The organism is Flavobacterium sp. HJSW_4 (assembly GCF_042436695.1).
Taxonomy (GTDB): domain Bacteria; phylum Bacteroidota; class Bacteroidia; order Flavobacteriales; family Flavobacteriaceae; genus Flavobacterium.
Genome location: NZ_JBHNPP010000027.1, coordinates 1 through 12,763, shown reverse-complemented (window position 1 = coordinate 12,763; position 12,763 = coordinate 1). Strand labels below are relative to the sequence as shown.

Annotated in this window: 9 protein-coding genes; all 9 read left to right on the top strand. The window is 35.6% G+C overall.

Annotation, left to right across the window (positions count from 1 at the left end):
• Window positions 1–146: 146 nt before the first annotated feature.
• A complete protein-coding gene (locus ACE01P_RS19805) occupies window positions 147–1,151 on the top strand; it encodes a homocysteine S-methyltransferase family protein (RefSeq protein WP_379700768.1) in 1,005 nt (334 codons plus the stop codon).
• Window positions 1,152–1,159: 8 nt separating this feature from the next.
• Window positions 1,160–1,582: a hypothetical protein gene (locus ACE01P_RS19800; protein ID WP_379700767.1), complete on the top strand. Its 423-nt coding sequence runs from the start codon at window positions 1,160–1,162 to the stop codon at window positions 1,580–1,582.
• A gap of 234 nt (window positions 1,583–1,816) precedes the next feature.
• Window positions 1,817–4,492: a methionine synthase gene (gene metH / locus ACE01P_RS19795; protein ID WP_379700766.1), complete on the top strand. Its 2,676-nt coding sequence runs from the start codon at window positions 1,817–1,819 to the stop codon at window positions 4,490–4,492.
• Window positions 4,493–4,655: 163 nt separating this feature from the next.
• Window positions 4,656–5,612, top strand: coding sequence for a methylenetetrahydrofolate reductase [NAD(P)H] (gene metF / locus ACE01P_RS19790; RefSeq protein ID WP_281235477.1), 957 nt, complete (start codon window positions 4,656–4,658; stop codon window positions 5,610–5,612).
• A gap of 239 nt (window positions 5,613–5,851) precedes the next feature.
• Window positions 5,852–6,505 (top strand): class I SAM-dependent methyltransferase, encoded by a 654-nt coding sequence (locus ACE01P_RS19785; RefSeq protein WP_379700765.1) that lies wholly within the window; start codon window positions 5,852–5,854, stop codon window positions 6,503–6,505.
• A gap of 200 nt (window positions 6,506–6,705) precedes the next feature.
• Window positions 6,706–7,929, top strand: a complete 1,224-nt coding sequence (locus ACE01P_RS19780; RefSeq protein WP_379700764.1) for a dicarboxylate/amino acid:cation symporter — start codon at window positions 6,706–6,708, stop codon at window positions 7,927–7,929.
• 80 nt (window positions 7,930–8,009) lie between these two features.
• Window positions 8,010–9,416, top strand: a complete 1,407-nt coding sequence (locus ACE01P_RS19775; RefSeq protein WP_379700763.1) for a pyridoxal phosphate-dependent decarboxylase family protein — start codon at window positions 8,010–8,012, stop codon at window positions 9,414–9,416.
• Window positions 9,417–9,709: 293 nt separating this feature from the next.
• Entirely contained in the window at window positions 9,710–12,052 is a 2,343-nt protein-coding gene (locus ACE01P_RS19770) for a TonB-dependent receptor (RefSeq protein ID WP_379700762.1), read from the top strand.
• 31 nt (window positions 12,053–12,083) lie between these two features.
• Window positions 12,084–12,763, top strand: a 680-nt coding sequence (locus tag ACE01P_RS19765; protein WP_379700761.1) for a hypothetical protein, incomplete at its 3' end; no start/stop codon positions are given.

Here is a 12,763-nt window from a genome sequence, read left to right as displayed (position 1 = left end):
TTGCAATCTTTTGTCCGCCGCGGCGGATAAAAGGATTTCCACTTCAATCGGGGCTAATGAGCCAGCAATAGTGCATTTTTGGAATTAATAATAAAAAAACTTAGCATCTTAGAACCTTAGGGTCTTAGAATCTAAAAGAAAAGAATATGTCGATTACAATTCAAGAAGCAATAAAGAAAAATATCCTAATCCTTGATGGAGCAATGGGAACCATGTTACAACGTTACAACTTCTCAGAAGAAGATTTCCGTGGCGAGCGTTTCAAAGATTTCCCGCATCCATTAAAAGGAAATAACGATTTATTATCCCTGACACAGCCACACGCCATTCGTGCAGTGCATACTGCCTATTTTGATGCGGGTGCAGATATCGTAGAAACCAATACATTCTCTGGAACCACAATCGGTATGGCCGATTATTTCATGGAAGATTTGGTTTACGAACTAAACTATGAATCGGCTAAATTGGCGAGAGAAGTTGCGGATGAATTCACAGCAAAAAATCCAGATAAACCACGTTTTGTAGCAGGTTCAATAGGGCCGACAAACCGTACGGCAAGTATGTCACCAGACGTAAACGATCCAGGCTACAGAGCCGTAACTTTTGATGATTTACGAATTGCATACAAAGAACAAGTAGAAGCTTTAATGGACGGAGGTTGTGATTTACTTTTAGTAGAAACGATTTTCGATACGTTAAACGCAAAAGCAGCACTTTTCGCAATCGAAGAAGTAAAAGACGAACGTAATATCGATATTCCGATCATGGTTTCAGGAACGATTACCGATGCTTCAGGAAGAACACTTTCTGGGCAAACGGTTGAAGCTTTTTTGATTTCAGTTTCGCATATTCCGTTATTGAGTGTTGGTTTCAATTGCGCTTTAGGAGCCGATTTATTGAAACCGTATTTGAAAACATTAGCACAGCATACAAGTTTTAATGTTTCGGCGCATCCAAATGCTGGATTGCCAAACGCTTTCGGACAATACGATGAAACGCCAGAACAAACTCAGGTATTCATTAAAGAATATTTAGAGGATAATTTAATCAATATCATCGGTGGTTGTTGCGGAACAACTCCAGATCATATTCGTTTAATGGCTGAGGTTGCAAAGGATTATAAGCCGAGAGTAGCGCCAACGTTTGAATAGAAATTGCAATGAAGCAATATAATAGACTTAAATATTTCATAGTCCCTTTTATTATTTCCCTTCTTTCAGTCATAGTTTTTACAGAATGCAGAGAGAAAAGAAATCATGAATATGGAAAGACATTTAAAGGAGAAACAATAGGACTTACTTTGAGAATTAAAAAGTCAGGTAAATCGAGTTTTTTAAGATATTGCTTTTATGTAGATAATAAAAAGATTTTAGGAGGAGCAGCTAAAGCAGATCAGAATCTTGTAAATAAATTTTATAAAGTAAGATATGATTTAAATAATCCAGAAAAAGGACACTTTATTATTTTACGAGAATTAAAACCCGATTCTATAACACTTGTAAAAGCGGGTTTTACAAAAACTAAATATTATGAATATGATGATGTAAAAGCTGAGTATTTAGGAAAATGGAAGTGGAAATAAATTAGAAGAACATAAAACTTCTTATGAAACCGAGTTTGCGTGAGGGATAGAAGTGAAAAGCCCGCAGACCAATGCAGTGACAACGGAATTGGTCGAGGACTTGTAACGGATAGCCCGGTTCGCCGCGGCGAATCACGCCCAAAATAAAAAGATTACAGGCTTAAAAACCTAAAAAATATAGATTAAAAAACTTAGAACCTTAGTATCTCAGGATCTTAGTAACTTAAAAAAGAAATGACAGAAAAAAGAAGAGACCTTGTATTATCAGGATTAGAACCTTTGATTATTACGCCAGAAAGCGTTTTTGTAAACGTTGGTGAGCGTACGAATGTAACGGGTTCGCGAAAATTCCTTCGATTAATCAAAGAAGAGAAGTATGACGAGGCACTTGATATTGCAAGACAGCAGGTAGAAGGAGGAGCGCAAATCATCGATATTAATATGGATGAAGGAATGTTGGACGGTGTAACTGCTATGACCAAATTCCTAAACTTAATTGCTGCAGAACCAGATATTTCGAGAGTGCCGATTATGATCGACAGTTCGAAATGGGAAATTATCGAAGCGGGTCTGAAAGTAGTACAAGGAAAAAGTGTTGTCAACTCGATTTCGTTAAAAGAAGGAGAAGAAGCATTTATTCATCATGCTAAATTAATCAAACGTTACGGTGCTGCCGCTATTGTCATGGCTTTTGACGAAGTGGGGCAGGCTGATAATTACGATCGTCGTGTGGAAATTTGTGCGCGTTCGTATGATATTTTGGTAAACAAAGTAGGTTTCCCTCCGCAAGATATTATTTTCGATTTGAATATTTTCCCAGTTGCAACAGGAATGGAAGAACACCGCCTGAATGCATTGGACTTTTTTAGAGGAACAAGATGGGTTCGCGAGAACTTGCCTCACGCGCACATTAGTGGTGGTGTGAGTAACGTTTCATTCTCATTTAGAGGAAATGACGTTGTTCGTGAAGCGATGCACTCAGTGTTTTTATACCACGCCATTAAAGAAGGAATGACGATGGGAATCGTAAATCCAGAAATGTTGACGATTTACGATGATATTCCGAAAGACTTATTAGAACACGTTGAAGACGTAATTCTAGACAGACGCGACGATGCTACAGAACGACTTTTGGATTTTGCAGAAAATGTAAAAGGCGAAGTAAAAAGCGACGAAAAAGCGGTTCAAGAATGGCGTTTTGGAACTGTTCAGGAGCGTATTACACATTCTTTGGTAAAAGGAATTGATGCTTTTATTGAAGAAGATGTTGAAGAAGCGCGTTTGGCAGCTACAAAACCAATTGAAGTTATCGAAATCAATTTGATGACGGGAATGAATGTGGTTGGAGATTTATTTGGAAGCGGAAAAATGTTCTTGCCTCAGGTTGTTAAATCGGCTCGTGTAATGAAAAAAGCGGTTGCTTATTTATTGCCATTTATTGAAGCGAGCAAACAAGCGGGAGACAAATCTGGAAACGGAAAAATCCTGATGGCGACTGTAAAAGGTGACGTTCACGATATTGGAAAAAACATCGTTTCGGTAGTTTTGGCTTGTAACAATTACGAGATTGTAGATTTAGGTGTAATGGTTCCTCCGGAGAAAATCATTGCAGCGGCAATCGAACACGAAGTAGACATTATCGGATTAAGCGGATTGATCACGCCTTCGCTTGACGAAATGGTTTATTTGGCCAAAGAATTAGACAAACAAGGAATTAAAATCCCGATTATGATTGGTGGAGCAACAACTTCGCGTGCGCATACAGCCGTGAAAATTGCGCCTCAATACAGAGAAACTGTAATTCACGTAAACGATGCTTCGAGAGCCGTTACTGTTGCAGGAAACCTGTTAGATCATAATCGAAAAATATATGCAGCAGATATTCGTGCAGAATACGATTCGTTTAGAGAAACGTTTTTAAATCGTTCAAGAGACAAAAACTTCTTGACGATCGAAGATGCGCGTAAAAATAAATTACCATTAGATTGGAGCGAATATACTCCTGTGAAACCAAAAGTAATCGGTGCGCAAACAATCGAAGTTGAATTGGATGTTTTAGTTCCGTATATCGACTGGACGCCATTCTTCCAAACGTGGGAATTGTATGGAAAATATCCAGCAATTTTGACCGATGAGGTTGTAGGTGAACAAGCGACTTCTGTTTTTAACGATGCTCAGGCAATGCTGAAAGTCATTTTAGAAGAGAAAAAACTAAAGGCAAAAGGTATTTACGGAATTTTCCCTGCCAATCAGGTTGATGACGACGATATCGAATTGCGTGATGAAAATGGAAAAGTTTTAGAGAAATTCTTAACGCTTCGTCAGCAATCACAAAAAACGAAAGGTGCTCCAAATATCGCTTTAGCCGATTTTATTCTTCCAAAAGAAAGCGGAATCGAAGATTACATGGGCGCTTTCTGTGTAACAACTGGTTTTGGTGTAGATGAATGGGCAGCAGAATACGAAAAGAATTTAGACGATTATAATTCGATTATGGTTAAAGCGCTTGCAGATCGTTTTGCAGAGGCTTTCGCCGAATATCTTCACGAGAGAGTGCGTAAAGATTTCTGGGGCTATGATTCAGAAGAAGCTTTAACAAACGAAGAATTAATTAAAGAAAATTATAAAGGAATCCGTCCTGCTCCGGGTTATCCAGCTTGTCCGGATCACTTAGAGAAGCCAACGATTTGGAAGCTTTTAGATGTTGAAAAACAAACAGGAGTAAAACTGACAGAAAGTATGGCGATGTGGCCAGCGTCTTCAGTTTCAGGATATTATTTCGGAAATCCAAAAAGTAGATATTTCGGATTAGGAAAAATAAAAGAAGATCAAGTTACAGATTACGCAAAACGCCGAAATGTCCCGCTTGATTATGCAATGAAATGGTTAAATCCTAATATAGCAGATTAAAAATTAGTCATAAAGTCGAAAGTCATAAAGTCCGAAAGGAAAGACTTTTGACTTTAGAACTAGTTGAATCCTAAATATAGCAAACTAATTAGTCTAAAGCCCAAAGTCTAAAGTCCGAAAGGAAAGACTTTCGACTTTCGACTTTACAACTTTAAGACTTAAAATGAAAGTAACAGAACATATAGAAAACGCCAAAGGAAAAACATTATTCTCATTTGAAATTATTCCGCCTCAAAAGGGCAAAAGTATTCAGGAATTATACGATAATATTGATCCGTTAATGGAGTTTAATCCGCCGTTTATTGATGTAACGACTTCTCGTGAGGAGTATATTTACATTGATAAAGGTAACGGACTTTTGGACAAAAAACTGACTCGTATGCGTCCGGGAACGCTTGGAATTTGCGCTTCTATAAAACATAAATACAATGTTGACACGGTGCCGCATTTGCTTTGCGGTGGTTTCACAAAAGAAGAAACCGAATACATGCTGGTTGACTGTCATTATTTAGGAATCAATAACGTAATGGCACTTCGTGGCGATGCAATGAAAGATGAACAGTCTTTTGTACCAAAAGCAGGTGGAAATCATTATGCAATTGATTTAGTAAAACAAATTAAAGATCTAAACTGCGGGCAATATCTGCATGAAGTAATCGATGCTGATAACAAAGCAGATTTTTGTATTGGTGTTGCAGGTTATCCAGAGAAACACTTAGAATCTCCTTCTTTACAATCTGATTTAAAAAGATTAAAAGAAAAAGTAGATGCCGGAGCTGATTATGTAGTTACGCAAATGTTTTTTGATAACGCTAAATATTTTGCTTTCGTAGAAAAAGCAAGAGAAATGGGCATTACAATTCCGATTATTCCTGGAATTAAGCCAATTGCCGTTCAAAGACATTTACAAGTTCTACCACAAATTTTCAGAATCGATTTGCCTGAAGATTTAATCGATGCGGTGGACAAATGCAAAAATAACGCTGAAATCAAACAAGTCGGAATCGAGTGGGCGATTCAGCAGTCATTAGAATTAAAAGCAGCCGGAGTTCCGTTTTTACACTATTATTCAATGGGTAAATCTGAGAATATTCGCCAGATTGCTAGTCAGGTTTTTTAATTGCAAGCGCATAGAACTTTGTCAAAGTTTAAAACTTTGATAAAGTTGTCGGCACAGTTTGTCATTTCGACGAAGGAGAAATCTCCGTTGCTAAATCGACAAAGATTGAAAAACTTTGCGGAGCTACTTGCGAAGATTTCTCCTTCGTCGAAATGACAAAAAAATGGAATTTGGAATTTTCAAAATTTGGAATTTGAATTAAGATATTGTTTAATTTAGAAGTTTAAAATTTTCGTATTATGAAAAATGAAGAATTACAAGCCATCGCTTCTCAGTTAAAACATCCATCGGGAGAAAAAGGAATCGAAATGGGAAATATGATGAACGAAACGAACATCAATATGACCAAACATTCCATTCAAAATCTAAATATTTCAAAGGAAAATAAAATTCTAGAATTAGGTCACGGAAACGCAGGCCACGTTGAATTTCTTTTCGAGCAAGCAGAAAACCTAAAATATTACGGACTTGAAATGTCTGAATTGATGTTTCAGGAAGCACGCCAGATTAATAGAAATTTTGTTTCTCAAAAACAGGCATTCTTTTCGATTTATGACGGAAATAAAATTCCGTTTGAAGATGAATCTTTTGACAAAATATTCACAGTAAATACCATTTATTTTTGGCAGAAGCCAGAAGAATTGCTTTCAGAAATCTACAGAGTTTTAAAACCAAATGGAAATTTCTGCTTGACATTTGCTGAAGAAGATTTCATGAAAACATTACCATTTACTCAATTTGAATTTGAGCTTTACAGCACAGAAAAAGCGCAGCAATTAATTGGGAAAACCGCTTTTCAAATTGTTTACACCGAAACGCAGACCGAAAAAGTAAAAAGCAAAACAGGCGAATTGGTTGACAGAGCTTTTACTACAATAGTGCTAGAGAAATAGGACAGCACAAAATTTTTTACACATAGAAACATAGTTTATTGGAATCAATAAAGAGGTTTCACTTGCACAAATACATCCCGAAGCTTCAGGACTATGTGTTAGAAACTAGTTTCTTTCAAACATCTTTTCCAGAAAAAAATCTATGTTTCTATGTGTTTAAAACTAAAGGTTGCTGAACTTTAAATAATCCTTTTATCATTATGGAAACTAAAAAAATCAATTTTCTACAAAGTTACAGCAGTATACTTCTACTTCTTGGAGGTATTATAGTTGGGAGTATTTTTGGATTAGTTTTCGGAGAAAAAGTTCTGGTTATAAAACCAATTGGAGATATTTTTCTGAATTTACTTTTCACAGCTATTATTCCGTTGATTTTCTTTACAATTGGCTCGTCGGTTGCGAATTTGGAACAAAAAGAAAAACTCGGAAAACTATTCGGAATAATGATTTTGGTTTTCCTAAGTACACTTTTGATTTCTGCAATCGTCATGATTTTTGCCGTTTATCTTTTTCCAATTCATGAAGATATTGCCATTGCGAAAGTTCCTTTTGAAGATATTCAATCCGGATCTGTTGGCGATCAGATTGCAAAATTGGTTACGACAAATGATTTCTTCGAATTATTGTCAAGAAAAAGCATGTTGGCTCTAATTATATTTTCGTTTTTAATTGGCTTTGCCACTTTGCAATCAGGAGAAAAAGGAAATGCTTTCAAGAGCTTTCTAGATTCAGGAAACGAAGTCATGAAGCAATTGCTAAACATCATCATGAAATTTGCACCAATAGGTTTAGGAGCTTATTTTGCTTATCAGGTTGGTATTTTCGGGCCACAATTGTTTGGCGTTTACGCGAAACCAATGGCAGTTTATTATGCCGCTTGTATTTTTTACTTCTTTACATTTTTCAGTTTATATGCTTTTATAGCGGGCGGGAAACGGGCTTTTAAAGTTTTTTGGAGTAATAATATAACGCCTTCATTAACTGCAATAGGAACTTGCAGTAGTATTGCAACAATTCCAGCAAATTTGGATGCAGCACAAAAAATGGGAATTCCTGCGCATGTTCGAAATCTCGTAATTCCGCTTGGAGCGCCTTTGCATAAAGACGGTTCAAGTATGTCGTCCATCTTAAAAATTACTTTTCTGTTTGCCATGTTTGGAAAAGACTTCACAGAACCTTCAACCATTCTTTTGGCATTAGGAATTACAGTAATCGTTTCCATTGTTGAAGGAGGAATTCCAAATGGCGGTTACATTGGAGAAGTTCTTGCCATTACCGTTTATGGCTTTCCGATGGAACAAGCTTTGCCCGTTGCTATGATTTTAGGGACTTTAGTTGATCCAATTGCAACTTTATTAAATGCAAATGGTGACGTGATTTCGTCAATGCTAGTTTCTCGATTTTCCGAGAAAACCAAGTGGTAGAGCGCTCTTTTTAAATACACTTTTTTATAAATCTAATAATATCTGTGCTATTTGCGCAACATAACTAATACAACAAACTTATGAATTCAATATTACAGCAAGATCTTAACGATTTTGAAAATATTTTAGAAAAAACAAAACAACAAGGAATTGATTTTCTGAATGATATCGAAAATATTCCAACGTCAAATACCTATACAATTGATCCAAAAACGACTTTAAATGAATTAGGATTAGGTTCTATTAATGCTTTAAAAGAGTTTAATGAAAGATTGGCTCCTTTAATGGTTTCTTCTTCAGGGCCAAGATATTGGGGGTTTGTAACAGGCGGTTCAACTCCAGCTTCTATCGTGGGCGATTGGCTTGCGGCTGTTTACGATCAAAATACGCAGGCCATAAAAGCACAAGGAGGCGCATCGGCATTAATAGAATTTGAAACAATCAATTTATTGCTGCAACTTTTAGATCTTCCAGATACATTTTTGGGAGGATTTGTTACTGGCGCGACAATGTCAAACTTTACTTCGCTTGGAGTTGCCAGACAATGGTATGGCAAACAATTTGGAAAAGATTTTGCTAAAAACGGGATTTCAGAAACAGTTAATATTCTAACGGCGACACCGCATTCTTCTTCTGTAAAATGTTTATCGCTTTTAGGAATTGGAAGCCAGAATTACACCACGGTAAAAACGATTGAAGGAAACCGTGAAGCACTTGATATTGCTGATTTAAAAGAAAATATTAAGAAGTTAAACGGAAAACCTTTCATCTTGATTTCAAGTGCAGGAACTGTAAATACTGCCGATTTTGATGATTTTGAAGCCATTGCAGCATTAAAGGAAAAATACAATTTCTGGTGGCATGTTGATGGAGCTTTTGGTGGTTTTGCAGCGGTTTCAGACAAATACAATCATTTGGTAAAAGGCTGGGAAGGAGCAGATAGTATTACAATTGATTGTCATAAATGGCTAAATGTTCCTTATGAAAGCGCTTTCTTTTTAATTAAAAAAGATCACGTCAACTTACAGATTGAAACGTTTCAGAATTCAAATGCACCTTATTTAGGGAATCCTTTAGAGAATTTTAATTATTTGAATGTGCTTCCTGAAAATTCACGTCGTTTGCGTGCGTTGCCTGCTTGGTTTTCGCTTAAAGCGTATGGAAAAGAAGGTTTTAGAGACATTATTGAAAGTAGTACCACATTGGCCTTGCATTTTGGAAATGCTTTAATAGAAAATGGTTTTGAGTTGTTAGCTCCAATTCGTCTAAATAATGTTTGTTTTACGCTGAAGGGAGAACACAATCAGGAAAAAGTAAGTGAGTTTTTATCTGCTTTAAATGATACTGGAAAAGTATTTATGACGCCAACAGTTTATCAAAACAAAAAAGGAATTAGAGCTTCATTTGTAAATTGGCGAACGACAGAAAAAGATATTAAATTAGTTATTGAAGAAATGAAAGAAACGATTTTGGATATGGAAATCTAATATTATACCGCATGATTTAAGAGCCCGTTTATTTGATAAGCGGGCTTTTTTTATGCTTTTTATTTCGATTTCATTTAAAACAATGTATGAATATTTAACTTTTGGTGTTTTAATTTTTAAGGTAAAATTAATGTAATCTTAATTATTTCTTAAGAAAGCGTATTTTTTTTATTGAATTTCTTCTTTAAAAGTTAAATACTGTTTTTATTTAGAATAATTAAAAATAAACTTGGAAAAACTTGGTGAAGACCCTAAATTTGGGACACTTTAATTTTCAAAATCAAAAAATTCTAATGCAATTACCTAGATTATTGCTCTTGATTACAATTCTGTTAACTTCTTTTCAAGGGTATTCACAAAAGAACAAATCGATTTTAAACGGAGTCATTTTAAATGCTGGAAAACCGCAAGAAGGAGTTTCGGTTGCGCTAAAAGGAACGCCTTATGCGACATTAACTAATAGTAAAGGTGAATACAAATTTACCCTTGCACCAGGCAATTACACATTGGTGGTTGCGTATACAGGTTATAAAGCAACAGAAACAGCAATAACTTTAAAAGAAAGCGGTAAAACTGTTGAAAATATTACCATTCAAGAAGATATGGCGGCTTTAAATGAAGTGGCTGTAACAGGTAAATCGAAAGTGCAACGCGTTCGAGAACAGGCTTATAATATTACGGCAGTCGATCTTAAAAAAACATACAACACATCTCAAGATTTAAATCAGGTTTTGAATAAAACTACAGGAGTTCGTATTCGCGAATACGGAGGATTAGGTTCTGCTTTCAATTTTTCTCTAAATGGCTTTTCAGGAAGTCAGGTTAAGTTTTTCCTAGATGGCGTGCCAATGGATAGTTATGGATCTGCGCTTACGCTGAATAATATTCCAGTAAATATGGCGGAACGAATTGATGTCTACAAAGGTGTTGTGCCAATAGAATTAGGTGCTGATGCATTGGGTGGAGCGGTTAATATCGTAACGAACAAAAATGTAAATCGTTATATTGATGCTTCTTACAGTTATGGTTCGTTTAATACGCACAGAGCTGCGGTGAATACTAGATTTTCTGGTAGAGATGGTTTTATTGCCAACATTAATGCATTTGCTAATTATTCTGATAATGATTATAAAGTTGATGTAAGTGTGGTAGATAAAAACACTTCTAAGTTTTTGCCAGAGCAGAAATACAGACACTTTCACGATGCATACAAGTCAGGAACAATAATGGCTGAAGCTGGATTTAAGAACAGAAGTTTTGCAGATTATTTGCTTGTTGGTTTTGCAATGGCAGGAAATAAAAAAGAAATTCAGCAGGGAAGAACCATGCAGAAAGTCGTTGGTCAGGCTTTTACAGACAGTGAAAGTTTTATCACTTCTTTAAAATATAAAAAGGATAATCTTTTTACTAAAGGCTTGTCTTTGAATATTAATTCTACTTATGCTTTAGTAAATAATCGTTCTATAGATACTTCTTCAAGAGTTTACGATTGGACTGGAAATTACGTTTACAGACAGTTTGCCAATGCAGGAGACAAAGGAGAATTGGGCAATAAAACAATTTATGTATACGATGAGGCAAATGCACAATTAACGTCTAATTTGAAATATCAATTAAATAGTCAGCATTCTATTGCTTTAAATTATACGTATTTAGCATACAAAAGAAAGGCAACAGAAGAGTTTCTAAAAGTCGTTGATCTAGGTGAACCAACTATTGACAAAAGCATTTTAGGTTTTGGCTACAATTTTAGCGGTTTAGATAATCGACTTGCCATTTCTGCTTTTGGTAAGATGTATGATTTGTCTACCAAAATGGTTTCCAATTCGATTAGTCAATCTGCATCGTCCAATAATTATGGTTATGGAGCGAGTTCGGCGTATCATTTATCAGATAAATTTCAGATAAAAGCTTCATTCGAACATGCTTATCGTTTGCCTTCAGCGACAGAAATGCTGGGCGACGGATTAACAATCAACAGTAATATTGAATTGAAACCAGAGAGCAGCGATAATGCAAATTTTGGATTGGCTTTTCTTACCCAGCAAACTAATAATCATTTTAGTGCCGAAACAAGTTTGATCTACAGACAAGCAAAAGATTTCATTAGAGAGAAACAAGACGGAGATAAAACCATTTTTGAAAACCTTCAAAACGTACAAATTACAGGTATTGACGGAGTTTTTAGATATGGATATAAAGATCTGCTTACTTTCGAAGTCAATGGTACTTACCAAAAAAGTCTCAATAAAAACAAATTTAAAACCGGAACAACAAGTCCAGATGCACTATATGATGCACAATTGCCAAACGTTCCAATCTTTTTTGGAAATGCCGACCTGACTTTCAATTTTAAAAATATCAAATATAAAGGAGACCGACTTTCTTTAAACGCAAGTGCAAATTACATTGACGATTTTTATCTGACGTGGCCAGTTTTGGGAAGTTTAGAAACTAAAAAGGCAATTCCGGAACAGTTTACCCAAAATGCAATGATTGCTTATTCTTTCTTCAACGGAACCTATAATCTAGCTTTTGAGTGCAGAAATATCACAGATGTAAAGGTATACGACTATTTTAAAGTTCAAAAACCAGGTCGCTCTTTCTCTGTTAAGTTCAGATACTTTATTCAATAATTAAATAATAATAACCTTAATACTTTAAATCATGTTTGTAAACAAATTTGCAAAATGCTTTGCATTGGCTTGTCTGTCGCTTTCTATTTTTTCATGTAGCAGTGACAATGATTCAACCGAAACAACTGAACCAACGATAAATGGTACTAAATATGTTGCCTCTTACTGGCTTGACGATTACACGCAGTATATTCTTGATTTCAATTCTTTAGATCAGTTAATGACTGGCGAAATAAGCGCTAAAGGAGTTGGAATCGAGCAAAACGGAACTTGTTTTCCTATCGAAAATACATTTTTTGCTTTAAGTACTGATGATGAAGGAGCCGCTTCTTTTAAACTTAACAGCTCAGGTAAATTAGTGCAAGATGGAAAATTAGCTTTCGAATCGTCTTATGCTGTTGGTTATACAGATGATAAAAAACTAATCAATATTGGTGCAACTTGGGATGGAAGTTCTTCAGATTACGAACTTATGATTTACAATCCTGCAACAGTTTCTATAGAAGGACGTAAGTTTAATGATTTTGCTGTAGATCCAGCAAACAAAAAGGTTTTACACTGGCCAACTGGAGCTGCTGTATCTGGAGATAAACTTTTTGTTCCCGTTTACACTAAAGATGTAACAGACGGAACAAATAAAGTATTATCGTCTGATGCTACTATTAGAGTGTACAAATATCCTTCTTTAGAATATGTTACATCAATAAAAGA

What these genes read in the sequence shown, in the direction of transcription:
- ACE01P_RS19805 (WP_379700768.1), top strand. Translation starts at nt 147, where the DNA reads ATGTCGATTACAATTCAAGAAGCAATAAAGAAAAATATCCTAATCCTT.
- ACE01P_RS19800 (WP_379700767.1), top strand. Translation starts at nt 1,160, where the DNA reads ATGAAGCAATATAATAGACTTAAATATTTCATAGTCCCTTTTATTATT.
- metH (WP_379700766.1), top strand. Translation starts at nt 1,817, where the DNA reads ATGACAGAAAAAAGAAGAGACCTTGTATTATCAGGATTAGAACCTTTG.
- metF (WP_281235477.1), top strand. Translation starts at nt 4,656, where the DNA reads ATGAAAGTAACAGAACATATAGAAAACGCCAAAGGAAAAACATTATTC.
- ACE01P_RS19785 (WP_379700765.1), top strand. Translation starts at nt 5,852, where the DNA reads ATGAAAAATGAAGAATTACAAGCCATCGCTTCTCAGTTAAAACATCCA.
- ACE01P_RS19780 (WP_379700764.1), top strand. Translation starts at nt 6,706, where the DNA reads ATGGAAACTAAAAAAATCAATTTTCTACAAAGTTACAGCAGTATACTT.
- ACE01P_RS19775 (WP_379700763.1), top strand. Translation starts at nt 8,010, where the DNA reads ATGAATTCAATATTACAGCAAGATCTTAACGATTTTGAAAATATTTTA.
- ACE01P_RS19770 (WP_379700762.1), top strand. Translation starts at nt 9,710, where the DNA reads ATGCAATTACCTAGATTATTGCTCTTGATTACAATTCTGTTAACTTCT.